We start from the raw sequence: 23,906 nt of genomic DNA, 5'->3' as shown, positions 1-23,906 counted from the left end.
ATTTTTCGTCATTCACTTTTTAGGGGAATTTTCGAATAAAAAATTAGAGAGTTTGACTACGATTTTTTGGCATTTTAACGAAAATCTACTGAATAACAAGAATTTGCTAAAGTGTTCACACTTTTTTCGCAATTCGTTGTTATAATAAAAGACTTTTTACCGTTTATTTCTCCAGTGCCCATGGATACTGGGCTGGAGGAATTTTTCTAATATAAACGAAAAAACAAACAGTACAAAAGCACTGTTTGTTCTCAGTTTATCATTTGTTAATAAATGTTATTTAGTATGCTCTGTTACTGCCCCGCCTATCGGCCCTTAACCTCTCTGATTCTATTGGTCAAATATGCCAACACCTCATTGTAGGTATCTTTCGGAATACTATAAACTTTATGAACATTTCCATCACAAACTATGTCAATAGAGCCCATTTTCTTCTTAACTTCTACAACTTCCTTATAGTTTATGATCTCTTTTTTAAAGACGCCCTCGATACTAAACTCACATCTCTCGGAATAAAGCCTTAAGGTCCCCTCACGAAGACCAGTTGTTACCTTGATCTCGTAATCAGGATCATCCTCACCAAGTATCACATCAAAAGCTCTTGTGCCATCTTCCGTTTCCATTACAGGAACAGCAAGCTGTTTACTGCCTAAGGCATCTAAGTTGGCTCCCTCCTCAGAATCGTCTACTTTCATGATATTGGTCTCAATAAGACCTGATAATGAATTGAAATAAGCCTTAACCACATAACTGGAATTAATCAGAACATCAATAACCTTATCTCTTATCTTATGTCTGAACTTCATGGTATGAAAACCTGCGTCCAGCAAAATACATATATTCTCGCCGGGAGTCAGTTCGTAGAGCTGTCTGTCATCCACAAACATCTTCATTGTGCCTTCACCAGTTCTCTGGCCAGCACACTGAATCTCTATGAGATATTTTTTCCCAGCTTCAAAGAGCCTGTCGCCGCAAATAGGGCAAAAGGTTATCTTCATGTTCAAATTTTCCGGAAGGCTTTTTCCGCATTTTGGACAGATCATTCAAAATCCTCCTGAGTAATAGAAATACCACCCTCATTAAGACATTCTGCTATACGCCCTCTGCTGACTACGCTGGTATCTGCCAGCACCACATCAAAGGAGTGCCCCTCCCATGGGAGCCTTATGGTATTCATCTCCCCGTGCGCTACATCATCCACCAGATTCCTTGCAATGCCGGCCTCAAAGCTGGTCCTGCAGATTCCTGCAACAAAAGCAGTTGGAACCTGATCCTTGATATATGATCCTGTGACTCCAAAGCCGCAGGTGAAATCAGCAATTCTTATGTGCCCCTTCTTTTCTTTGGCTATCTCAATAGCCTTGTCGGCCGCTTCAAGCCATGGAAGTGAGTAAGCCCAAACATCGAAGCCCCATTTCTCCTTGAACTTCTCCCTGCCCTTGTCCATAAGGCTGTTGTCGCCCATGAAACCGCCGCCACCGTTGTGGTAGATCAGGCTGTTCTTGCAGACATACTGTTCAAACCCAGCCCTTGCGATCCTCATGGACAGGTCATCGTCCTCGAAATACGCCGGGGAAAAGAACTCGTCGAAGACCTTTCCTTCTTCTGAAACCGCCAAAAGTGCAGCCCTTGAGACCAGAAGTGCAAACCCTGTAAGTCTGAAAGTTCTGATATATGGATTCCTTGCTGGAACAACCTTTGTAGTAGCGTAATTCCTGAATACCTCTAAGGCTTTCTCAAATCCAAGAGCCTTATGCCACTTAAGTCCGCCATCTCCATCCTTCTGGCCAAAGCTCTCTGCAGGGATCTCCTGAATAGATGCGCTGTTTGAAAGGGCGCTCACCGCACCAACATTTCTGTTTTCATAAAGCGCCATCTTCAGGTAAAAAAGAGAACCTGGCATAAGCACTGCATCGTTGTTTAAAAAGAAAATATCGTTATCCGGATCACAGGCTGCTGCCCCAATATTGCAGCCCGCTGAAAATCCCAGATTATCGCTATTAATAATGAGCTTAAAGGGATAGTCCGCCTCTTCTTTTTTCGCCCTCAGGTACTCAACTACTCCCTCCTGAGTCGAAGCGTTGTCCACAACCACTATCTCAAAGCTATCCTTTGGAAGGCTCTCTTCCACAGACTTTATGCACTCTTTCATGATGTCCAGATCGTTGTAAGACAGGATCATGACGCTGGTGCCACGAACCCTCATAGCCCGGGTAGCCTTTAGCGACTCTATGGAATCCTGTATCACCTGCCTGTCGCCATCATCATCGCAGTACATAAGAGCCATCTTAAAGCACAGATAAGCCTGATCAGCATTGAGATTCATATAGAGAAATCCCAGCATGTAAAAGAGCTCATAGTTTTTCGGGTCATAGACAAGACCCTGGGCTATAGTGTCGAACTCAGCCACGCTGTCCTCAAGCTGCTCCCACAAAGTTGCTGTCAGAACGCACAGCCTTGCAGCTTCCGAGGGAGTTCTCTCATCGATGTGAAAAAACTCCTCCTGAAACTCAAACAAAGCCTCTTTATACTCGCCACTTGAAATCAGTTCTGTCAGCTTCTCAAACATTCTGTATCCATCACATGTAGTAGTCGTAAATTTGTATAGTTATATACAATATCATATCACACTATCTGCACTTAATGCACATGTATGGAAGATGCGCACTCATCAAAGAAACTCTCGCAGTCATCGTCCTCAGCCCTCTGCATGGAGATGGTAAAGGTCCTGTATCTGCTAAGGATCATGTAGACTCTCTGGTGCACGGTCTCCTCATCTGCCGCCTTAAATGTGGCAATGATCTTGTATCCCGGATATCCGTCAACAGTGATCTTGTCAAAAGAGCTAACAGCAAAATTCACATTCTGCCCATACTCTTTGTTGTAGGCAGCTGACATGGTATTCTGGTAGATCTCTTTTGTCAGAGACATGGTCTCATCAGTGACGCCAAGAGTTGTGCCCGCCTCTTCAAGCTGAGCCTTCTGCCTGTTTGTAAGGGCCACATCAAGACCGTTGTCATAGAAGTCGTACTTGATGGACGAAGACTCCATGGGGTGATTCTTATTGATAAAAAGACCCTTCTCAGCCCCGGGAACAAATTCCGGAGGAATGACAAAGCTGCAGTAAGTAGCCTTGTCCAGGTTGTCCCTTGCAAGAGCATCAATAACATCAAGGCTCATAAAAGCTGCAAGCACGCAAAAGAAAAGCGCCATCAGGATCCCTGCTCCAAAGCCTATTTTCTTAATATCAAAAAACTTCTTCATAACATCTCCCAAAAGATCAGTAGTTCTTTAGCTTAAACACATCAAACCAGTATCTCTCCATAAGGTAGCTTCCCTGGTTGTCATTCTTTATACCAAACTCATCGTCCCATTCCTGCAAAAGGACCTCTCTGCTGTTAAAACTTCCGAGAAAAAGAACTTTCTTACCACCTTCAAGGTAATTGGCGATATCCACGGGGTCATCGATTGTCTCAAGGCCCGGAACCATCTCGTCTATAAGAGGCTCAGCCTCCTGCTGATAGAGATAGATCCTGTAATCCTCACTGTTTCTGTTGAGGTAATATCCAAGAAGTCCCTGCACGTGGTTGAAGTTACTGATGATGATGGTATCAGAGCTTATGCCGTCAAAGAGCTCCAAGGTCTTTTCCATGTTGACCTGCCTGTACTCCTCGTTTCCGATAAAACTCTTAAAATCCACAATTCCAGTGAGCAGGATGAGAGCTGCAAGTACCGCACCAGCTACCTGATAGCACCCTGGTAAAAGAGCTGTCTTTTTATTTTTCACAGCCTCGATAAGTTCCTCGATCTCTCTTGATGCCATAATAGCTATCGCAAGCCAAAAGCACCCGTACGCCGGAAGCATATATCTGTTTACAAACACTGGCCTAAGTAGCACTGATGCGATAAGTCCGCCTGCCACAAGAAGAGGCAGTACCAGGAATGACATAATAACAAACAGATCCTCTGATTCCCTGCTCTTTATCAGTCCCACAAAGTTCTTGATAAACAGCGCTGCAACCAGTATGAAAAGAACCACTGCTATAATTACAGCCAGCGTCTCATTTACAAAGTATCCCTTGAAGAGATGCTTGACCGCACTTCCAAGGCTCCTGATTCCTACAGGCTGGATCCAGTAATTAGCCTTAACAGCGGATGCCTGTGACAGGAACACTGAAATCCATGGAATATAAGCTATGGCTGTTAAGTTCATGCATATGATCAGCATACCAAAAGCCTTGAAACTAAGGCTTTTTCTCTCGTCTGACTTCATAGTCTTAACGTAACTTACCAGCATTATCACAAACAGCATTCCATAGATAATGCCAGCAGCAAGAGCTCCGTAGTAATGGGTGTAGGCTGCAGCTGAAGCGTAGAACCACACAGCAAAGCCATTTCCAATATCCCATCCCCTCTCGTTGCCAGCAAGAAAGCTCTCATACAGGAGGTACCCATGGATCATAAGTCCGATGACAAATAAAATAGCATAGCTGTACATCCTGATCTCGGTGGTGTACTCAGGAAGCTGAGGCATGGATACTATGGCAAAAGAGAATATCCCAGCCGCCAGCATTCCAAACTTCTTCCGGATCACTGTGACAGCGTAGATCATCAGAATAAAGAATGGAAAAACAGACACGAGCTTAGCCAGAACTTCTGGTGCCATCTGCCCCGGAGCATCGCCGATAAGTCCTGCTGCTCCAAGAGCCGCCTCAAAAATGCGCACGATAATATAGTAAAGCGGAGGATGAACATCCCTTGCAGCAATACTTAGCATCTCACCAATTGGTCTTGTTACAAACTCCATGGTGAACAGCTCGTCGTACCATATGTCGATTGAAAATGATAAGATCACAGACCTGGCGATGCAGTACAGTGCTGCTACAAAAAATGCAATTCCGATCCAGGTCTTTGCCTTAACCTCAGACAATAGTTTCATAGTGATTCCTTTAAAAAAGGCACAGCATAGGCTGTGCCTTTGATGATAATCTTATGCCTCGTATGTATCGATGAGTTCAAGAGTGTGCTCTCTGTTCATCTTTTCGCACATCTTAACCAGCTCATCAAGCGGTACATTCTGGATCTGCTTGTTAGAACCACGAACGTTGATAGATACTGTGTTCTCAGCAGCTTCCTTGTCACCGATTACAAGAATGTATGGATCCTTATAGTTCTTGAACTTCTTGATCTTCTCTTTCATGTTGTTGTCTGAGTAGTCAGCCTCAACACGGATACCGGCATTCATAAGAGCAGCTTCAACCTTCTTGGCGTACTCATTGTGCTCAACTCTGATAGGAACGATACCTACCTGATATGGGCTGAGCCAGAATGGGAATACACCCTTGAAGTTCTCGATGATGATACCGATGAATCTCTCAAGTGAACCATAGATAGCTCTGTGGATAACAACAGGCATCTGCATTGATCCATCCTGTGCCTGGTATGTAAGACCAAAGTTGTGAGGAAGCTGGAAGTCAAGCTGTACAGTTCCGCACTGCCACTCTCTTCCAAGAGCATCCTTGATCTGAAGGTCGATCTTAGGTCCATAGAATGCACCGTCGCCTTCGTTGATCTCGTATCCACCCTCGCCGTACTTCTCATCAAGAATCTCCTTGAGAGCAGCCTCGGCTCTGTTCCAAACCTCGATGTCACCCATGAAGTCCTCAGGTCTTGTTGAGAACTCTGCTCTGTATGTAACACCAAATGTTGAATAGATCTCGTCCGCGATTGCGATTACGTCTGCAATCTCTTCCTTGATCTGTGATTCCATTACGAATGTATGATCATCGTCCTGTCTGAACTCCTGAACTCTGAACAGACCGTTCATCTGACCTGACTTCTCCTTACGGTGAAGAACGTCATACTCACTGTATCTGATAGGGAGCTCCTTGTAGGAGTGGTTGGTTCTCTTGTATGTCATCATGGCGTTAGGACAGTTCATAGGCTTAGCAGCCATTGTGTCCTCAAGCTCACGATTGTAGATCATAGAACCAGCTACGATCTTAACGTTTCTTGGCTCTTCTGAAGCGTCGTTGTAGTTCTCAACAACTCCAGGGATCTCAGCGTCAGCCTTAAGCTGTCCCTCGAGACCAGGAACCATGAACATGTTGTTTACATAGTGTGCCCAGTGACCACTGATGAGCCAGAGCTTCTTGTTGTTGATAAGAGGAGCTGCGATCTCAGTGTAGCCGTGCTTCTCCTGGATCTCTCTTGAGTACTTAAGGAGTGCCTGGTACATCTTCCATCCTCTTGGGAGCCAGTATGGCATACCAGGAGCTGTCTCATCGAACATAAACAGATCAAGCTGTGGTCCGATCTTCTTGTGATCTCTCTCCATTGCCTCCTGGATAAGCTTGATGTGCTGTTTGAGCTCATCCTTACTTGGGAATGCATAGAGATAAATTCTGGAGAGCTGATCTCTCTTTTCATCGCCTCTCCAGTAAGCGCCTGAAACAGACTTGATCTGATAGGAAACATTCATAAGTTCCTGAGAATTCTCAACGTGAGGTCCTCTGCACAGATCTACGAAATCATCGCCTGTATTGTATATAGTGATGGTCTCCCCTTCAGGAAGATCATTGATAAGCTCAGTCTTGAACTTCTGATCCTTAAAGAGCTCAAGTGCCTCAGCCTTGGTTACTTCTTTTCTTGTCCAGTCTTCTCTTCTCTTGATGATCTCTCTCATCTTGTCTTCGATCATCTTGAAGTCGTCCTGGGTTACTGGCTTAGGGAGTACAAAATCGTAGTAGCATCCGTCATCGATCTGAGGTCCGATAGCGTACTGAACTTCCTTGCCATAAATCTCAATTACTGCCTTTGCGAGAATGTGCGCCATTGAGTGACGGTACAATCCCAAAAATTCTTCTCTTTCCATAACTGTCCTTTCTTGCAATTCCAACCGGGAAATGCAAATAAAAATATTTATATCAAATGATCAGGCATTAGCCTTGCCGTGGCACTTCTTGTACTTCTTGCCACTTCCGCAAGGACATGGATCATTAGGATATACCTTGTCTTCTTTTCTGATGGTGTGAGAAGTCTTCTCCTCTTTGTAGAGCTCTTTTCTCTTATCCTCATCAAAGATCTCCTCCCACTCAGGAAGGTTGTAGAGCCAGTCTGCACCAGCGCCTACCATGTTCTTGTAAAGGAGCTCCTTGTCGAAACCAAGGCTAACCTCAGTATCCTCTTCCATTTCCTCGATAGGATTCTGCTCCTTTAAGCTGTCGTTGATTCCATCAAGGAAACCAACCATAGTCATAAGATCAACGCCGTACTTCTCAGCAAGACCCTTAACTGTGCCCTTAACAACTTCGTCAGGGTTCTTTAAAAGCTCTGAGTAGATATCGCGTTCTTTCTCAAAATATTCTGTCCAAAGTCTCTGAAGATCGCCCTTGTTAGCTGTCTCAGAGTAAGCCATATCGCGCCATTTTTTTAATAATGCCATAACAAATTACTCCTATTTCTCAAATAAAATTAGACTATAAAAAAGCCATGTATGCAGGCTCAAAAATTGCATACATGGTTTATTTTAATATATTCCATTTAATATGTAAACATTGGCTACTGAATGTACACAAGGTCAGACTTCCTAAAGGCCGCAGCTATGGTAAGTATGGCGGAATAAATGATACCCATTGCGTAGATGATGCTGACGGTCTTCACATGTTTTATGAAGATGCAGCAAAGGATGCACATACCAAGGTTCAAAAGTCCGTGGCCAAGCTTTAAGTGCCAGCTTCTTCCGCCTCCGTATCTCTTGGCTTCAAGGGCCCTTAGTATCTCCACAAGACCGGAAAATGCGTGGATCGCAATGAGGTACATAAGGACGTATATCCTTGGAACATCCACAAGAGACGCTGTGAGAATACTGAAATTAAGGACAATGATACCCTTATACAGCATGATCTTGCCCCCTGTCATAAACCTTGCCATGGTGAAGTAATAGATAAGGGTATTGATACCTGAGAAAAGCAGTACCAGGGCCAAAAAAGTCAGAAGCAGCAGGTAGCTGTCTCCCGGGATAAAGAGCACAAGTCCTCCCGCCGCCAGCATGAGAAGTCCTTTTATGAAGTTTTTAGCTCTTTGAAATTTTGTCATGTATTTTCACCTGAACAAAGCCCGCCAGGAAGCTTCCTGATGAACTGATCTCATTGGAAACCATGGCTTTATGGGCAATCGCGCCATCTATAAACTTACCAAGGAACGTATCTTTTTTGTGTTCCTCAGCTACCTCTATGTACTCACTCTTAAACCTGTCTATATCAAAGTCTTCTATTGTCTGCCCCGACAGTTCCTCTCCAAAGGCCTTCCAGTCATCGCAGGCAATTATCTGCCTCTTTCTAAGGATCTGATCGATACGTTTCCTGTAGGGTGCAACTTCCGGAACGTGGTAGGTGTCTTTTTCAAAGAACAGCTCTTTTTCCCTTATATACTTCATGGCGTATACCATCTGGCAAAAGGCCTTGTAGTAATCGGAAGGGTTGTCCTTAACAATGTCACCGTAGTCGCCCCATGCAGGGTAGAATCTGTATTTGGCAAAAGAGTAATCGGGCAGATGTCCTGCTCTTCCGTGTCCCAGGTTCATGATGGATTTTTCATTTCCCTGATAAAGGCTGTTGGTAAAGATGTGTTTATCAAGGTCATCCGGTGTTGATGCGCTGTGTCTGAAGTGGATCGGGATCTCTTTTTCCCCGTCTCCATCCTGCACTATCTCATAAAACTCAGCTGTTGTGCCATTAATTACAAGAGACGGCGTTCCGGCATAGTAGGCATGAGCCCAGGTGTCAGCAAGAACGTGCATTGCGATGCCCACGTTCTGAAGTGGCTTACCCTTGGCAAGTTCCACCATTTTCACCATAAGGTCTGAGTTGGGGCCGCAGATCAGCCTGTACTTGTTCATGTAGACCTTAGGGCGCCATTTCTTTTTGGCATAGAGATCCTTTGGAAGGAAATGAAAGGAAGCCCAGATTCTGGTGATCTCCTGAAGGCCGATGATATCCGTCCTTGCATCCATCATCTCCAGCTGAAGCTGAGTAGTTGCAGCGCTAAGAGGCGCCTTGATAGAGGCCAGGTATGTCTTGGAGCACATATCCACAAACTGAGCACTGTAGCATATTTCCATGCTCTCTTCATGGGAGTAGCCCGCTAAGATGGCTGCACAATATGTGGCATAATAGTGAAAATCTTCCTGCACGCCTCAGGCCTCCATTTGTCTCTTTTTGTTTATTGCTGCAAGTCTTCCTGCACTGTAGATCATGTCAAAGACCATATAAACAAAGGCCACATCCATAAGAGCCGTGGCTATAACCGAATCCAGATCGGTGATCTTTATATCAGAAAAATAGTAGGGGATTCCAACAAGTGTAGCCAGTCCCAAAATACCGGCCACAATAAGAAACCACACCCGGCGCTTGCCTCTGCCCTTGCCATAGGCAATAGCTTTGGCGCCGATGTAGAAATTGAAACTAAAAAGAAGAAGACAGACGATACCAACAATGATCCATTCTGCATAGTCAGGAAGAAGCTCCGCCTGGATCAGAACATTAAGATCTTCGTTTAATTCGCCGCCCTCTCCATAGAGATAAGTAGCAAGAAATTTGAAAGCGTCCCAGAGGCCGAAAAAGAGCATACTTCTGCCACTAAGGATTATGTTGCTCTCATATTTTTTTATGAGCTGCCTCTTCTGATCGTCCATAATCAAATCTCTATTGTTCCTTCAAACACAGTGGTTGCAGGGCCTTCCATGATCACTGAGGATTCAGGATCACCGACCCATGTGCAGGTTACAATGCCGCCAAGAACATGAACGTTGACTGTTGCATCAGTGTGACCGTTAAGTACACATGCCACTGTAGTTGCACAGCATCCGGTTCCACAGGCCAGGGTCTCACCTGTTCCACGCTCCCATACTCTCATGTGAACGTTGCCCCTGTCGTCAACCTTAACAAACTCGGTGTTTGTCCTGTTTGGGAAACACTCATGGTTTTCAAACTGTGGTCCGATGTGCTCTATATCAAAGGTTTCAAGGTCCATGTCATCCGCAAGGAAAACTACTGCGTGGGGATTACCCATGGATACGCAGGTCATATGCCACTCTCTTCCAGCAGCTGTTATTGGATAGTCGACAACAGCATCCTCAGGAATTCCCTGTGGGATCTTAGCTGAGCTTCCTGAAACAGAAACAGGAACCTCCGCAGCCTTGAGGATAGGAGCACCCATGTCAACTTTAACAGTATCTACTGTATCGTCATCACCAACTGAGAGATTGATGAATTTCTTTTTACCAGCGCTTACGATTGTAAGCTGTTTCTTGTTAGTAAGGCGATGGTCATAGACGTACTTGGCAACACATCTGATGCCATTTCCGCACATCTCAGACCTTGATCCGTCAGCGTTGTACATCTCCATCTCAAAGTCGATGCTCTCGTCATCTACAGGATTTATGAAGATAAGTCCATCGGATCCGATTCCAAAGTGTCTGTCGGAGACAAGCCTTGAAAGCTCAGATTTCTTTTCCTGAGGGATTATCTCTTTTCCGCCATCTATATAAACGTAATCATTGCCACAGCCGTGCATCTTGGTGAAGTTTATTTTCATATTGGCACCTCTCCCTTTAGTTTTTCGCAATTATATAATATCACATTTTAATTGCAAAAAGATGTATACAATTATACAAAGTTGGTATAAAATAACCTCAAATATTTCGTTAGCATACGCTACAAGCAAGGAGAATCCTATATGTACAGACCAAATGACGACTATCTGAAACTTCCCGGAAGCTATCTCTTTAGCACCATCGCCAAGAAAGTGAACGCATATCAGGCGGCAAATCCTGATAAAAAGATAATCAGACTTGGAATCGGAGACGTTACTCAGCCTCTGTGCCCGGCTGTTATCGATGCACTTCACAAGGCTGTTGATGAGCAGGCAGATCCTTCAACCTTCAGAGGATATGCACCAGACCTTGGATATGAGTTCCTCAGGAAGGCAGTTGCTGAAAACGACTTCAGAGCAAGAGGCTGCAACATTGCAGACGATGAGATCTTCATCTCAGATGGCGCCAAGAGTGACTCAGCCAACATCCAGGAGATCTTCGACAAGAACTCCAAGATCGCTGTATGCGATCCCGTTTATCCTGTATATGTAGATTCCAACGTAATGGCAGGAAGATGCGGCGACTACGACCAGGCAACAGGTATCTGGAGCAACGTGATCTACATGCCATGTACAGCCGAGAATGGCTTTGCTCCTGAACTTCCAAAGGAGACACCAGATCTTATCTATCTGTGTTTCCCTAACAACCCAACAGGCGCTGCAGTTACCAAGGATCAGCTTCAGGTATGGGTTGACTACGCTAACAAGGTTGGTGCAGTGATCATCTTCGATGCAGCTTACGAGGCATATATTTCTGAGGACAACATTCCTCATTCGATCTTTGAGTGCGAAGGCGCAAGAACATGCGCAATAGAGCTTCGCTCCTTCTCCAAGAACGCCGGCTTTACAGGTCTTCGTCTTGGAGCAACCATCATTCCTCACGACCTCAAGGTTACTGTTGATGGCAAGGAAGTTGAACTTCACAGCCTCTGGGCAAGAAGACATGGAACCAAGTACAACGGCGCTCCATACATCGTTCAGAGAGCCGGAGAAGCCTGCTACTCAGATGCTGGTAAAACGCAGATCAAAGAGATGGTTGCCAAGTACATGAAGAATGCGACATTCATCCTTAATGGTCTTAAGGGCGCTGGCTACGAAGCCTTTGGCGGTGTAAATTCACCTTACGTTTGGCTCCGCACCCCTGGCGATATGACCAGCTGGGAGTTCTTCGATCACCTTCTTGAGAATGCCAACGTAGTAGGAACCCCAGGTTCAGGCTTTGGCCCAAGCGGCGAGCACTACTTCCGCCTGACAGCCTTCGGCAGCTATGAGAACAGCGTAGAAGCTCTCGAGAGGATCAAGGCTTTGTAATTTCAAGATAACAGGAAACAATTAAGGGATACCTTCAGCGGTAGTTTTTGCCGTGTGAAGGTATACATTTAGAGAAATTCCAACGAGAATTTTTTTGCAGTATACCTTCAGAGAACATTTCTATGCTCTGAAGGTATACTTTTTGAGAAGGTCCACCCACAGACATGAAAAAAGTATACCTTCAGCAAGGTTTTTCCCCCTCTGAAGGTATACTCACGAAGAAATCAAGATTAGAATCACTAAAAAGTATACCTTCAGAACACTTTTTGATCTGTGAAGGTATATTTTGACTTCATAGCCCGCCTGACCACCAAAAAACATTCTGACAAAATCAGTCAAGGGGATATGAAGTTTTTATTTTCCCTGTTCCCTAGCCACAATATATATTCTCTCGCTGTCTTCACCCGGTTCTTCATGGGTGTCAGCGTCAATAGCCGTTATGAATTTAAGTCCTGCTGCCTCGACAAAGCCCTTCATCTCATCAAGGGTATAGCCCCTCTGGTAGTGAGTCTCCACGGATCTTGCAAAAAGCTCTTTTTCCTGATTGCAAAGTGCAAAGATAGTCAGGTCGTACTCGTTGATGTGAGTCTCATCGTCGTAGTAATTGTCCCAGATAAAGCTGCAGTCCTCGCGGTTTTCAGCTATCGTTGTATCTCCTATTATATCCCTGTATTTGTGCAGTGTGTTGAAATCAAATATAAAAACTCCGCCGGGGAACAGGAAATTGTTCACCAGCTTAAAGGTCTCTATAAGCTCATCGTCCTCAAGAACGTAGTTTACGCTGTCGCAAACACTGACTATGGTTCCAGCCGTGCAGTAAAGGTCCAGCTCTCTCATGTCCTGTTCAAGGTACATGATGTCAAGCCCCGCCTCAGCGCTCTTTTGTCTTGCAAGGTTCAGCATCTCAGGGGACATGTCGATTCCCATAATGTCATAGCCAAGGCCATGCATAACCTGGGTAAAAGAGCCTGTTCCGCACCCAAGCTCTACTACAAGGTTTCTCTCTTCAGAAAGAGCATCCTCGCTGTCCTCCTGGGTATTATACTCATCAGACGCCTTCGCCCCGCCCTTTACCGGCTTAGAAACTCCGTACTTCTCAATAAGTGAAGAAACAAAATTACCCCATACATCGTATGGGGTTTCATCCATGAAGGTATCATATACTTTTGCAAAATCTGTATAAGCTTCCATATTCCTTACCTTTCAAAGGAGCTGCCTGATCAGAACAGGCTGCTTATCAGCATTATGATCTTAGTTCCTGATCCCATTATAATTCCAGCAAGAATAACTCCGCAAACTGTAGCTGTTACACTCTTTTTGAAATCCATATCAAGAATAGATGCAGCTAGAGTTCCTGTCCATGCACCTGTTCCAGGAAGCGGAATACCTACAAAGAGGAACAGTGCCCAGTAAAGTCCCTTACCGGCCTTCTCTTTAAGCTTCTCTCCGCCCTTGTGTCCCTTCTCAAGACAGAAGGTGAAGAAACCTCCGATAACCGGCTTATCTTTTCCCCACTCAAGAACCTTTCTTGCGAAGAAAAAGATGATAGGTACAGGGATCATGTTTCCGATAATTGCGATGATGTAACTTGGAAGCACAGGAAGTCCATTAGCAATAGCGTAAGGAACTGCGCCTCGAAGCTCAATAAGTGGAACCATTGAAATTAAAAATACGATGATATACTGCTTAAGCATTTAAATATCTCCTAACTATAATCAAACTATTTCCTTCAGCGCGCTGATAAGCTTGTCCATCTCCTCGTCTGTTCCGATGGAGATTCTAAGGTATTCACTGATCCTTGGCTTATCGAAGCGACGCACTATTATACCATTGGATCTCAAATATTCAAATATCTCTTTTCCAGACCTCTCTGGATGTCTTGCAAATACGAAGTTTGTGGCTGAATCTGCAAACTCAAATCCAAGGGCGCGAAGCTCGACTTTAAATCTCTCTCTGGTCTCAACGACCTTGGCTGTGGTCTTTTCAAAATACTCTCTATCCCTCATGGCTGCTGCCCCGAGAGTAAGAGAAGGCATGTTCATTGTGTAGGAGTTAAAAGAGAACTTGGCGTCCAGAAGGTACTTGATCAGCTTCTCACATCCAAAGGCGTATCCAATACGAAGTCCCGCAAGAGATCTTGACTTGGAATATGTCCTTACAACCAGAAGATTGTCGTATTTGTCGATAAGTGGAAGTGCACTCTCTGCGCCAAAGTCAACATAGGCTTCATCTACAATAACCACAACGTCCCTGTTACTCTTGATGATCTCCTCTATAGCTTCAAGAGGAAGCTTAACTCCGGTTGGAGCATTGGGGTTTGCTATAACAACTCCGCCGTTTTCGCCCTTATAATCCTCAGGATCAATTGTGAAATCGTCCTTAAGAGGGATCTGCTTGTATGGGATCCTGTAGAGGTCAGCCCACACGTCATAGAACGAATATGTTATATCAGGGAAAAGAATTGGCTTATCTGAATTAAAGAATGTGAGAAAAGCCATGGCAAGAACGTCGTCAGAGCCGACTCCGACAAACACGTTTTCCTTCTTAACACCGTAAAAATCTGCGATGGAATCCACCAGCACAGAGCAGGTTGGATCAGGATATTTCCTGTAATCGTCAAGGTCCACCTCTTCATAAGCCTTGTAAACAAAAGGTGATGGAGAATAAGGATTCTCGTTGGTGTTAAGCTTTATAATGTTCTTGATCTTGGGCTGTTCTCCAGGTACGTATGGAACAACCTTTCTTACGTTTTCTTCCCAGCTCATGCTCTCTCCCTTTTGCAGCCTGTCATAATCGGCTGTCATGCACGGTTTCCGCTTCGAAAAATCATTTCAATTATACTAAATATTTGTTGCCTGTAAATCTTTTTTCCTTTAAAATATGCTAGAAGGCAAGGGCGCCAGAACTCGGACATATTCTGTCCGCCGTTTCTGGTGCCTTTTTATAATTCATATTAAATCCAAATGTATTTTCTGTGCGAGGAGGAAGGTTACCATGAAATACACTAAGGAAGACATTTTCAGAATCGTTGAAGAGGAGGACATAGCCTTTATAAGGCTCCAGTTCTGCGACATCTTCGGCGTTCCCAAAAATATCGCCATCGCTGCAAGCCAGCTTGAGAGCGCCCTGAACAATGAGTGCATGTTCGACGGCGTATCAGTAGAGGGCTTTGTAAGGAGCGGCGAGAGCGACATGTATCTTTACCCGGATCTCGACAGCTTCGAGATCTATCCATGGCGCCCACAGTCAGGCAAGGTAGCAAGAATGTTCTGCGACGTCTACACTGCAGATAAAAAGCCATTTGCAGGAGATCCAAGAAACGTCCTTAAAAGAGTAGTTGAAAAGGCAAAGAGCCTTGGCCTTAACTTCAAGATCAACCCTGAGGCAGAGTTCTTCTTATTCGACTATGACGACGACGGACAGCCAACCACCAGGACCAAGGAGAACGGTGGTTACTTTGACGTGGCTCCCGCAGATCAGGGCGAGAACGTTCGCCGTGACATCATCTTAAATCTGGAGGAGATGGGCTTTGATATCTCTTCTTCTCACCATGAGATCGCTCCAGCACAGCACGAGATCGACTTCAGACCCGAGAACGCAGAGCGCATCGCAGACATGATCATGACCTTCAGAATGGCAGTCAAGACCATCGCCAAAAAGCACGGCCTTTATGCAACCTTCCTTCCAAAGCCAACCGAGGGCATCAGCGGCTCTGGCATGCACATCAATATAATCGCAGAAGACGAAAAGGGACAGAACCTCTTCGCTTCAGAAAACGGCGGTCTTTCAGACACAGCACAGTACTTTATCGCAGGCGTACTCAGCCACGTTAAGGGCATGACCCTTATCACCAACCCAATCGTAAACTCCTACAAGAGACTTGTTCCAGGTTACGACGCTCCAGTAAACATCACCTGGTCCTCAGCTTCTGCAAACAGAAGCGCACTTATCCGCGTTCCTTCACTTCGCGGACAGGGCACAAAGATCGAGATCAGAAACCCTGACGCAACCTGCAATCCATACCTTGCCATCGCACTTATCCTGGCTGCAGGTATCGAGGGTGTGGAAAAGAAACTTACTCCTCCCACAGAGCTCATTGAAAACCTTGGACATGCCTCCGAAGATGAGCTTAGAAGCAGCACCTTCGAGACTCTTCCAAGAACTCTTGGAGAAGCAATTTCTGCTTACGAAAAAGATCCATTTATCAAAGAAACCATTGGCGAATCCATCTACAACAAGTTCCTGGATGCAAAAAGAGCTGAGTGGCAGGACTTCCGTTCCTGCGTAACCCAGTGGGAGATAAAGAGATACTTAAACCTCTTCTAAAGAATTAAGAACAATTCTTACTATCCTGGAGCATTTTTACGTGAACATTATCATTGCTTTTGCAAAACCAAAAGATCTGCAAAATTTCAAAAGCATACTCTCCCGTGGCGGATTCGACAGCGTGTCAACTGTTTCATCAGGCATGCAGGCTCTTTCCGCCATGGAGGACCTTGGAAGCGGTGTCATTATCTGTGGCTACCGCTTAAACGACATGCTCTATTCAGAGCTCCTTACAGACCTTCCACCTTACTTTAAAATGCTCCTTATTGCTTCAGCATCCCACGTTCCAACAGAAACCGATGCTGATAACTTCATGTTCCTTCAGGCTCCTCTTAAGACCGACGAGTTGTACTCAACTCTTAACCTGATGCTTGAGGGTGTCCAGAACCTTCGCAAGAAAGCAAAACAGCGCCGCCTCAACAGAAGCGACGCTGATAAAAAGACTATTGATAAAGCAAAAGCTCTTTTAATGGAGAGACATCACATGTCAGAGCCTGAGGCCCATAAATATCTTCAAAGGTGCGCCATGGACTCAGGAACCAACATGGTTGAAACAGCCGAGATGATCATCTCACTGAACAACATCTGATCCATTACAAGTCTTATAGCGCAGCCAGATCTACCTGCTGCACGGTCCCAACGCCTCCGCTCTCTCTTAGGAATACGCCTGACGATCTTATCATGGCGTTCATGGCAAAATCACTTCCAAAATTGGAAAACTCTGTTTCTGCCCTGCCAAGGTGGATCGCTCCAACGTCCGCTTCCTTAAGTCCAAGAAGGGTGTCAGTCCCATCTTCATTTCTGATCCAGATCTTAAGCTGATCATAGACCTTGTCATTCTCATCGATCCATCCGTTTTGATCCTCATCATAGATCGACAAGTCCTTAAAGCCGTCCCCCGACTTTGTTCCAAAAAGCTCCGAGCCATCGTTTATCTTCCCATCACTGTTTAGATCCAGTGCAAGGAATCCCGAGCCCTCTCCCAGATTTGAGATCTTTTCTTCCGTCCCATCAGCATCCAGATCGAAAAAGAAACTCTGGTCACTGATACTTGTTACCCCACTACCTACGTTTATCACCAGCGGATCGATAAGGCTTACAGCACTTGTCACATCGATTCCGGCGTACTGGCAAAGGCGCCTTGACATGGAGAAGCTGACTCCAAAGTCGATAACTCTGCCATCCTCTGTAAGAGCTGTTCCAGTGCCATTAAAGGTGGTCTCCTCGCTCTCCACATGTGTGACTTCAATAGTGGTCTTTTTTACAAACATGTTGTCAGTCAGCATGTTTGCGGTGTTTGACAAGGTCTTTGAATAGCCTCTGCTCTGGGAATCTCCGCCAAAGATCTGAAGAAGGCTTAAGATCCTCTCAAGCAGCATGTTCCTTAGTTCCATTATCTGATCCTCCAGCGTGCTGGACTGAGGCGTCAGATACTCAGACTTTGATGGTTTAAGGGACATGTAGCTGTCACTTCCGATGGGCTCACCGTCTGTGCTTACATCAGTAAGCTCCAGCTGATCCATCTTCTTTTCCTGAGTCTGAAGGCTTTCAAGGAAAGCACTCCTTGTCACGGTTTGGCTTCTCATGGTCACGTTTAGTTCCTCCTGGTAGTGGTGACCCGAAGCCAGGTTTACGGTACTTTGTGCAATTTTCATGGTTCCTCCTTTTGATGAAAGAGATTACTCATCCTTGAAGTTCCATGCTTTCCATAGCTGTATAAAATATATCGACATTTTTTAATATAAATTTTATCCACATAATTACCAAATGTATGAGAGAATAGAATAGACGGAATATGAGTAAGTAAATTACGCCGCCGCGAGAATGGATTGAATAATATGAAGGCAGCCTGCGTAGGTATTGATATCCTGTATCCCGTGCTCACAAGTCTTTATGACACAGGATGCGAGATAATAAAGGTTTTTACATGTAAAACCGATAATATTACTGAGTTCAACACAAAGACAGTCTCTTTTGCCAAAGAGCACAATATCCCGATTCAGATGGAGCGCATAACACAGGACGATCTGTACGACCTTGTTGCTATGGGCTGTGATTTTGTGCTTGTTGGAGGGTATTACCACGTGATCCCTGTTATAGAGGAGCTTCGCATCGTAAACACCCACCCGGCCTATCTTCCCCTTGGAAGAGGCGCATGGCCAATGCCACTTACCATAATAAAGGGACTTACAGAGAGCGGGATCACCATGCACCGCATGACTAAGGGCCTGGATGAAGGGGACATTATCCTTCGGGAAAAGATTCCTGTCTACCCCGACACGGACAACCTTATAACCCTTACAGAACGCCAGAACACCCTTATCCCAGCCATGGTCCGCCAGCTGGTTTCAGACTTTGACAACCTCTGGGACAACGCCACACCTCAGGACAACTCCATCGCAGAGTACTGGGAGATGCCAGAAAAAGAGGACTACACCGTAAGGGACACAGATTCCTTTGAAAAGGCAGACCTTATCCTTCGCGCTTTTTACAGCTATGAATGCTACTACATAGATACCAAAACCGGGCAGGAATACGAGCTAATAGGAGCCACTGCCCACAAGGGAGAGCCGGAAGATGCTGCCGGCATCCAGAATTTCTTTTCCATAGAAGGAGGCTATATATCAAGCCCTAAGGCTAGATGTATATAGATTATGCCCAACATAACAACTCAGACAATTGAACCGTCCCTGGAGAGCGAGATCAGCCGTATCTACGACTCCTATGGTAAGGGCGACAGCGCTCATGCATACAAGACTCTGTATATCTGGGCAAAAGACATGTCTCTGTCCGTCTACTTAGTTGGCAACATGTACGCAGCCCATATCGATGATGAAGGCGAAAACACCTGGTTCTTCCCTGTTGGGGAGGATGAGGAAAAAAGGCGCTTTATAGAGGACGTACTTAAAGAAGGAAACCTTATCCTAAGGTATGTCACCAAGGAAGATACCTTTTTCCTGCAGCAGTATTTCCCGGGGAAGTTTGTCACAGACCCTGCTCCTGATGACAGCGAGTACATCTACGACCGAAATACCATAGAGAACCTTCCAGGTGGTGGTTTTTCCAGAAAAAGAGATTATGTCAGACAGCTTTGCAGAGAACATGACATGGAGACAAAGCTCTTTTCAAAGGCGCTTCTTGGTGATGTGAGGACCATCTTCGATGCCTGGAGCAAAAGTAAAGAGAACTACATAGATGTTATGGACAAGGCAGCCACAGAGCTGATCCTTGATGAGTTCGATGAGCTTGATATCTCGGGAATTGTTCTGTATATGGACGGCGCTCCAAGCGCTGCGGTTTTGGGATACAGGTTATCAGATAACACCGTGGACTGCTGCATGCAGAAAACCGACAACTATCTCCACGGACTTCAGTACTACATGAGACAGGAGTTCTCGCGGATGCAGCCAGAGGAAGTTACATTCTTCAACTGGGAAGAGGACCTGGGGATCCAGGGACTTAGAACAGCCAAGCAGTACATGCATCCGTGCTCAATGATAGATATGTACACAGGAAGGCAGCTATGATAAGACGCAGGATATCATCATTTACAAAGCAAATGTTTATGAGGCAGTACATTCCAGCCATCTCGTCAGCCCTGGTGCTGTCAGTGGCGGACATGGCAGATGCCCTTGTTGTAGGAAACAGGATGGGAGCCATTGGACTTGCAGCCATTGCCTTTGCCATCCCGGTGTTCATGATCTACAACGTGATCGCCCACTCCTTTGGACTTGGAGGAGCTGTAAGATACTCCAAGAAAATGGCAAAAGGTAAGGAACAGGAAGCCATAAGCGACTTCCAGGGTGTTATTGTCACCATCCTGATAATGGGCGTAGCCATTGCGATACTTGGAAACATCTTCGTGGAATTCTTCGCAAGGATCCTTGGCGCAGACCCAAATAACGCCAAGCTGTTCACAGCTACCATCATTTACCTAAGGTTCCTTTTCGCAGCAGCACCATTTTTCTTCTTTGGCTACACTGTTGGCTACTACATGAGAAATGATGACCTCTACAAGGAATCTTCAATATCCTCCCAGGTTGGTAACACCTGCGACTTCTCTCTGAACATCATTCTTGTTCTGTTCTGCGGACTGGGAGTTATGGGCGCCGCCATGGCGACACTCATCGGTCTTATGATCACCAGTGGAGTTGAGCTGTACTTCATCTACGGAAGGCAGTCACATCTTAAACTCTTCCCTGCTCATCCCAGATTTGGCGACGTTTTCAAATGCTACAAGACAGGATTTTCATCCTGTATCACTTACATATATACCTTTGTATTCATCTGGATTGGAAACAATGCACTGTTTAAGCTGGCTGGAGAGGTCGGCGTAGCTATATTTGAGATTGTTCAGTCTCTGTCCTATCTCATGGGCTACGTATTCGGTGCGATAAGCCAGGCATCACAGCCAATCCTTAGTACCTACGAGGCTGAGTGCAATTACAAGGAAAGCGATGACGCCCAGGTACTTACAAGAAATGTCGGAATAATCACCTCTGTGGTGCTTATGAGCTTTATCATAGTCTTCGCAGAGCAGATACTGGGGCTGTTTGGAATAAAGGATTCCTACGCTGTATCATATGGAGTCCACGCCCTGCGGGCCTTTGGTCTCTGCATACTGTTTGCAGGCTTTAACATCCTTATGTCAAACGCTTTCACCGCAAGAGAGATTCCTCTTCCAGCCTTTGTGATAGCTACCCTTCGAGGATTTTTCGTTCTGGTACCTGTAATGCTTCTGATGATCCACTTTGGCAAGTATGCATTCTGGTACACCTACGCTATTACAGAGGTCGTAAGCTTTATCATCGCAAGCTTCTATGTGAAGTTCTTTATGCAAAAGACAAAGCGCATAGATTCCGACAAGGTCTATACCACTACCCTTCAGGGTAAATCCGATGACATAGCAGCCGTGCTTCCTGAGGTTGAGGCATTCCTTGAGAAATGGGAAGCCAATCCCAAGCAGATGTACTACGTTCAGATGACCATCGAAGAAGTCTGTTCGGCAATCATCAACAACGGATTTGCCAAGATGAACGGTAATAACGGACGTATCCAGCTGACCCTTGTAAACCACGGAGAAAAAGGTTTCTCAATGCACATAAGAGATAATGCAGTAACCTTCAATCCTTTTGATATGAGCGGTAAAAATGTCGGCGATATGGACGCAGATTCAGACAGCGACTTCAACGCCCTTGGAATGGAAGTAATAAAGAAAAAAGCAAAATCTTTTTACTATAGAAGATATCAAGGATTTAATACAATGGTGGTGAAAATATGAGAAAAACAAGAAAGATGTCCCTGGGACTAAAAAGTGTTATAGGAATCATCCTTATGGTGGTCCTCCTTGGTGCAATATTGGTAACTGTCACTTCAAGGGTCACCACTGCAATAATCGACTCTGAGTATGAGAACAAGGTTACAGATATGGCACATACTGTAGCTGTTACCCTCGACGGAGACCACGTAAGGGACCTTAGGGATCAGATTGTTGAGATCTACGAGGCTCAGGATGAAAAGGTCGGAAGTGATGGCATGGGAACTCCAGCCCATGAAAAGTACATTGCAAACTTCCAGCATTTAAAAGAGACACCTGAATATCAGGAAGAAGTCCTTAAGATGCAAAAGCTGGCCGGAGCCAACGACGTAGAATCAGTCTATATCCTCTATGCTTATCCAAAGGACAAGATAACTCTCTATGTTGCAGACGGATCTGCTGTAGCTAATGATCCTGGCGACTTTGATCCCCTCTATGAAGTCAACTATGGAGTCATTGATGACCCTACCATAGGCTTTCCTGCTTATATCACAAACACCCCGGAGTATGGATGGCTGGTTTCTGCAGGATATCCAATATATGACAGCAACGGTCAGGTAGCAGCTTTTGGATGCGCTGACATCTCCATGAACGTCATCAAGGCAGAGAGCCAGGGATTCACCATTATGCTGGTTATCATTACCCTGGCAATAGCTCTTATCCTTACAATAATCTACATCCTGGCCATCACAAAAGCCGTTGTTAATCCTATCAACAAGCTTTCAGACGCAGCAACAAGCTACATCCAGGAAGACAATGGAAACGCCTTCTCAGAACTTCAGATCACCACCGGTGACGAGATTGAGAATCTCTCCGACGCCATGAAGAAAATGGAGGGAGACATCAAGGACTACATCGCCAATTTGACAGAAGTCACTGCGGAAAAAGAGAGAATCGGCGCAGAGCTTAACGTAGCAACTCAGATCCAGATGGATATGCTCCCAAGGATCTTCCCTACATTTACAGATAAAAAAGAGTACGAACTCTACGCATCCATGGACCCGGCTAAGGAAGTTGGAGGCGACTTCTACGATTTCTTTATCATTGACGAAGACCACCTTGGTCTTGTTGTAGCTGACGTTTCAGGAAAGGGTGTTCCTGCTGCCCTGTTCATGGTCATTGCAAAGACTCTCATCAAGAACCGCGCTATGATGGGCGGAACCCCGGCAGAAGTTCTTGCATACGCCAACGATCAGCTGTGCGAAGGTAACGACGCTGAGCTCTTTGTAACAGTATGGTTTGCAATCCTTGATGTTAAGACCGGTAAGGGCCTTGCTGCAAACGCAGGTCACGAGCACCCGGCCATCAGAAGAGCAAACGGTGAGTTCGAGCTTTCTATCTACAAGCACTCCGTTGCTGTTGCTACCATGGAAGGCATCAAGTTTAAAGAGCACGAATTTGAGCTCCATCACGGCGATACACTTTTCTGCTACACCGACGGTGTTACAGAGGCCACAGATGCCCACAACATCCTCTTTGGCAACGACAGACTCCTGGCAGCCCTCAACGAAAAGCCGGATGCCCACCCGGAAGAAATCTGCAAGAACGTCAAAGAGTCCATCGACTTCTTCGTTGGAGAAGCTCCTCAGTTCGACGACATCACAATGCTGTGCTTTAAGTACAACTGATACACATAAAAATAAGGCGGTCCGGAATCAAAATCCGGTCCGCCTTTTATTTTGCTCTTTATTCCTGAATGTCTCTTTCTCTCTTTCCATCAACTTCTCCGGAAAGGAAGTGCCTGCGACATACAGATACGTAAGACTCGTTGCCGCCCATCATGATCTGCTCGCCGTCTCTTACGATCTTGCCATTAGATACCCTTGCGTTGAAGTGAGCTCTTCGTCCGCACCAGCAGACAGTCGGAACCTCTTCAATGTAGTTGGCGATCTCCATAAGACGCTTGGAGCCTGTGAATAAGTGGCTTGTAAAATCAGTCCTAAGGCCGTAGCAGATAACAGGAAGGTCGTACTTATCAACTACTTCTGCCAAAAGATCTACCTGCTCCTCAGTAAGGAACTGTGCCTCGTCCACCAGCACGCAGTCCAGCTTTTTCCATGCTGTGCTCTTTTTGGTGAACCACTCGTTAACTACCTCATCCAGAAAGTCCTCAACAAAGATGCACTCAGCCTCAAGACCCATTCTGGATCTTACCACCATCTTGCCATCTCTGTCCTCGGTCTTTGGCTTTAAAAGAATGCAGTTCTGGCCCTTCTCAAGGTAGTTGTACCTAACCATAAGTGCATTGGCTGTCTTGGAGCTCCCCATCGCTCCATACCTGAAATAAAGCTTACCCATA

The 23,906-nt window shown here is 45.4% G+C and carries 22 protein-coding genes; 7 read left to right on the top strand and 15 right to left on the bottom strand.

The window, feature by feature from the left end; translation table 11 throughout:
* Window positions 1-305 precede the first annotated feature (305 nt).
* From D6855_RS07580 to dapF, 10 genes are all read right to left on the bottom strand, one after another.
* Complete coding sequence (locus D6855_RS07580; RefSeq protein ID WP_120739645.1) at window positions 306-1,043, bottom strand: hypothetical protein; 738 nt, start codon at window positions 1,041-1,043, stop codon at window positions 306-308.
* Window positions 1,040-2,569, bottom strand: a complete 1,530-nt coding sequence (locus D6855_RS07575; protein ID WP_120739643.1) for a glycosyltransferase — start codon at window positions 2,567-2,569, stop codon at window positions 1,040-1,042. Before D6855_RS07575 ends, D6855_RS07580 begins: the two co-directional genes overlap by 4 nt.
* Before the next feature lie 71 nt (window positions 2,570-2,640).
* The gene (locus D6855_RS07570; RefSeq protein ID WP_120739641.1) at window positions 2,641-3,264 is read right to left on the bottom strand and encodes a hypothetical protein; all 624 of its coding nucleotides are present in this window, start codon (window positions 3,262-3,264) and stop codon (window positions 2,641-2,643) included.
* Between the two features lie 16 nt (window positions 3,265-3,280).
* Complete coding sequence (locus tag D6855_RS07565) at window positions 3,281-4,939, bottom strand: hypothetical protein (RefSeq protein WP_120739639.1); 1,659 nt, start codon at window positions 4,937-4,939, stop codon at window positions 3,281-3,283.
* 51 nt (window positions 4,940-4,990) lie between these two features.
* Window positions 4,991-6,874, bottom strand: a complete 1,884-nt coding sequence (gene thrS, locus D6855_RS07560) for a threonine--tRNA ligase (protein ID WP_120739637.1) — start codon at window positions 6,872-6,874, stop codon at window positions 4,991-4,993.
* Window positions 6,875-6,934: 60 nt separating this feature from the next.
* Window positions 6,935-7,444: an SEC-C metal-binding domain-containing protein gene (locus D6855_RS07555; RefSeq protein ID WP_120739635.1), complete on the bottom strand. Its 510-nt coding sequence runs from the start codon at window positions 7,442-7,444 to the stop codon at window positions 6,935-6,937.
* A gap of 116 nt (window positions 7,445-7,560) precedes the next feature.
* Window positions 7,561-8,097, bottom strand: a complete 537-nt coding sequence (locus tag D6855_RS07550) for a DUF308 domain-containing protein (RefSeq protein ID WP_120739633.1) — start codon at window positions 8,095-8,097, stop codon at window positions 7,561-7,563.
* Entirely contained in the window at window positions 8,075-9,193 is a 1,119-nt protein-coding gene (locus D6855_RS07545) for a DUF6765 family protein (RefSeq protein ID WP_120739631.1), read from the bottom strand. The genes D6855_RS07550 and D6855_RS07545 overlap by 23 nt, the downstream gene beginning before the upstream one ends.
* Before the next feature lie 3 nt (window positions 9,194-9,196).
* A complete protein-coding gene (locus tag D6855_RS07540) occupies window positions 9,197-9,694 on the bottom strand; it encodes a hypothetical protein (RefSeq protein ID WP_120739629.1) in 498 nt (165 codons plus the stop codon).
* A 2-nt stretch (window positions 9,695-9,696) separates the two neighbouring features.
* Window positions 9,697-10,590 carry a diaminopimelate epimerase gene (gene dapF / locus D6855_RS07535; protein ID WP_120739843.1) on the bottom strand — a complete coding sequence of 298 codons (894 nt, stop codon included), beginning with the start codon at window positions 10,588-10,590 and terminating at the stop codon, window positions 9,697-9,699.
* A 147-nt stretch (window positions 10,591-10,737) separates the two neighbouring features.
* On the opposite strand from dapF, the gene D6855_RS07530 reads away from it, so the two are divergent.
* Window positions 10,738-11,964 (top strand): LL-diaminopimelate aminotransferase, encoded by a 1,227-nt coding sequence (locus tag D6855_RS07530; protein WP_120739627.1) that lies wholly within the window; start codon window positions 10,738-10,740, stop codon window positions 11,962-11,964.
* 354 nt (window positions 11,965-12,318) lie between these two features.
* Here the strand turns inward: D6855_RS07530 and D6855_RS07525 are convergent, their stop codons facing one another.
* The 3 genes from D6855_RS07525 to hisC are packed head-to-tail and all read right to left on the bottom strand — an operon-like array spanning window position 12,319 to window position 14,768.
* The gene (locus D6855_RS07525; RefSeq protein WP_120739625.1) at window positions 12,319-13,155 is read right to left on the bottom strand and encodes a class I SAM-dependent DNA methyltransferase; all 837 of its coding nucleotides are present in this window, start codon (window positions 13,153-13,155) and stop codon (window positions 12,319-12,321) included.
* Window positions 13,156-13,184: 29 nt separating this feature from the next.
* Window positions 13,185-13,658 carry a COG2426 family protein gene (locus tag D6855_RS07520; RefSeq protein ID WP_120739623.1) on the bottom strand — a complete coding sequence of 158 codons (474 nt, stop codon included), beginning with the start codon at window positions 13,656-13,658 and terminating at the stop codon, window positions 13,185-13,187.
* Window positions 13,659-13,679: 21 nt separating this feature from the next.
* Window positions 13,680-14,768: a histidinol-phosphate transaminase gene (gene hisC, locus D6855_RS07515; RefSeq protein ID WP_243111831.1), complete on the bottom strand. Its 1,089-nt coding sequence runs from the start codon at window positions 14,766-14,768 to the stop codon at window positions 13,680-13,682.
* A gap of 190 nt (window positions 14,769-14,958) precedes the next feature.
* Between hisC and glnA the strand changes: the two genes are divergently transcribed.
* Window positions 14,959-16,290 carry a type I glutamate--ammonia ligase gene (gene glnA / locus D6855_RS07510; RefSeq protein ID WP_120739621.1) on the top strand — a complete coding sequence of 444 codons (1,332 nt, stop codon included), beginning with the start codon at window positions 14,959-14,961 and terminating at the stop codon, window positions 16,288-16,290.
* A gap of 40 nt (window positions 16,291-16,330) precedes the next feature.
* Window positions 16,331-16,879, top strand: coding sequence for an ANTAR domain-containing response regulator (locus tag D6855_RS07505; RefSeq protein WP_120739619.1), 549 nt, complete (start codon window positions 16,331-16,333; stop codon window positions 16,877-16,879).
* A 13-nt stretch (window positions 16,880-16,892) separates the two neighbouring features.
* Here the strand turns inward: D6855_RS07505 and D6855_RS07500 are convergent, their stop codons facing one another.
* Window positions 16,893-17,945 carry a hypothetical protein gene (locus D6855_RS07500; RefSeq protein ID WP_147368130.1) on the bottom strand — a complete coding sequence of 351 codons (1,053 nt, stop codon included), beginning with the start codon at window positions 17,943-17,945 and terminating at the stop codon, window positions 16,893-16,895.
* Between the two features lie 183 nt (window positions 17,946-18,128).
* On the opposite strand from D6855_RS07500, the gene D6855_RS07495 reads away from it, so the two are divergent.
* From D6855_RS07495 to D6855_RS07480, 4 genes are read left to right on the top strand one after another with little or no spacing between them, the layout of a single operon-like run.
* Window positions 18,129-18,941 carry a formyltransferase family protein gene (locus D6855_RS07495; protein ID WP_120739615.1) on the top strand — a complete coding sequence of 271 codons (813 nt, stop codon included), beginning with the start codon at window positions 18,129-18,131 and terminating at the stop codon, window positions 18,939-18,941.
* A 3-nt stretch (window positions 18,942-18,944) separates the two neighbouring features.
* Window positions 18,945-19,817, top strand: coding sequence for a phosphatidylglycerol lysyltransferase domain-containing protein (locus D6855_RS07490; RefSeq protein ID WP_120739613.1), 873 nt, complete (start codon window positions 18,945-18,947; stop codon window positions 19,815-19,817).
* Window positions 19,814-21,571 carry an MATE family efflux transporter gene (locus tag D6855_RS07485; RefSeq protein ID WP_120739611.1) on the top strand — a complete coding sequence of 586 codons (1,758 nt, stop codon included), beginning with the start codon at window positions 19,814-19,816 and terminating at the stop codon, window positions 21,569-21,571. Before D6855_RS07490 ends, D6855_RS07485 begins: the two co-directional genes overlap by 4 nt.
* Window positions 21,568-23,235, top strand: a complete 1,668-nt coding sequence (locus tag D6855_RS07480) for a PP2C family protein-serine/threonine phosphatase (RefSeq protein ID WP_120739609.1) — start codon at window positions 21,568-21,570, stop codon at window positions 23,233-23,235. Before D6855_RS07485 ends, D6855_RS07480 begins: the two co-directional genes overlap by 4 nt.
* 58 nt (window positions 23,236-23,293) lie before the next feature.
* Here D6855_RS07480 and D6855_RS07475 read toward each other — a convergent pair whose 3' ends face one another.
* On the bottom strand, window positions 23,294-23,905 hold the full coding sequence (locus D6855_RS07475; protein ID WP_120739607.1) for a thymidine kinase: 612 nt from the start codon (window positions 23,903-23,905) through the stop codon (window positions 23,294-23,296).
* Between the last annotated feature and the right edge of the window lies 1 nt (window position 23,906).

Origin of the sequence: Butyrivibrio sp. CB08, assembly GCF_003625485.1 — a bacterium.
Classification (GTDB): domain Bacteria; phylum Bacillota; class Clostridia; order Lachnospirales; family Lachnospiraceae; genus Butyrivibrio.
Note: the sequence above shows the minus strand (reverse complement) of the source record. Positions and strands in the feature narration are given on the sequence as shown.

Excerpts from the sequence above, each read along its gene's own strand:
- D6855_RS07570 (WP_120739641.1), bottom strand. The coding sequence starts at position 3,264 with ATGAAGAAGTTTTTTGATATTAAGAAAATAGGCTTTGGAGCAGGGATC.
- D6855_RS07520 (WP_120739623.1), bottom strand. The coding sequence starts at position 13,658 with ATGCTTAAGCAGTATATCATCGTATTTTTAATTTCAATGGTTCCACTT.
- D6855_RS07525 (WP_120739625.1), bottom strand. The coding sequence starts at position 13,155 with ATGGAAGCTTATACAGATTTTGCAAAAGTATATGATACCTTCATGGAT.
- D6855_RS07475 (WP_120739607.1), bottom strand. The coding sequence starts at position 23,905 with ATGGGTAAGCTTTATTTCAGGTATGGAGCGATGGGGAGCTCCAAGACA.
- D6855_RS07550 (WP_120739633.1), bottom strand. The coding sequence starts at position 8,097 with ATGACAAAATTTCAAAGAGCTAAAAACTTCATAAAAGGACTTCTCATG.
- D6855_RS07490 (WP_120739613.1), top strand. The coding sequence starts at position 18,945 with ATGCCCAACATAACAACTCAGACAATTGAACCGTCCCTGGAGAGCGAG.
- D6855_RS07575 (WP_120739643.1), bottom strand. The coding sequence starts at position 2,569 with ATGTTTGAGAAGCTGACAGAACTGATTTCAAGTGGCGAGTATAAAGAG.
- D6855_RS07540 (WP_120739629.1), bottom strand. The coding sequence starts at position 9,694 with ATGGACGATCAGAAGAGGCAGCTCATAAAAAAATATGAGAGCAACATA.
- thrS (WP_120739637.1), bottom strand. The coding sequence starts at position 6,874 with ATGGAAAGAGAAGAATTTTTGGGATTGTACCGTCACTCAATGGCGCAC.
- D6855_RS07485 (WP_120739611.1), top strand. The coding sequence starts at position 19,814 with ATGATAAGACGCAGGATATCATCATTTACAAAGCAAATGTTTATGAGG.
- hisC (WP_243111831.1), bottom strand. The coding sequence starts at position 14,768 with ATGACAGCCGATTATGACAGGCTGCAAAAGGGAGAGAGCATGAGCTGG.
- D6855_RS07555 (WP_120739635.1), bottom strand. The coding sequence starts at position 7,444 with ATGGCATTATTAAAAAAATGGCGCGATATGGCTTACTCTGAGACAGCT.
- D6855_RS07480 (WP_120739609.1), top strand. The coding sequence starts at position 21,568 with ATGAGAAAAACAAGAAAGATGTCCCTGGGACTAAAAAGTGTTATAGGA.
- D6855_RS07530 (WP_120739627.1), top strand. The coding sequence starts at position 10,738 with ATGTACAGACCAAATGACGACTATCTGAAACTTCCCGGAAGCTATCTC.
- D6855_RS07565 (WP_120739639.1), bottom strand. The coding sequence starts at position 4,939 with ATGAAACTATTGTCTGAGGTTAAGGCAAAGACCTGGATCGGAATTGCA.
- D6855_RS07580 (WP_120739645.1), bottom strand. The coding sequence starts at position 1,043 with ATGATCTGTCCAAAATGCGGAAAAAGCCTTCCGGAAAATTTGAACATG.
- glnA (WP_120739621.1), top strand. The coding sequence starts at position 14,959 with ATGAAATACACTAAGGAAGACATTTTCAGAATCGTTGAAGAGGAGGAC.
- D6855_RS07500 (WP_147368130.1), bottom strand. The coding sequence starts at position 17,945 with ATGAAAATTGCACAAAGTACCGTAAACCTGGCTTCGGGTCACCACTAC.
- D6855_RS07495 (WP_120739615.1), top strand. The coding sequence starts at position 18,129 with ATGAAGGCAGCCTGCGTAGGTATTGATATCCTGTATCCCGTGCTCACA.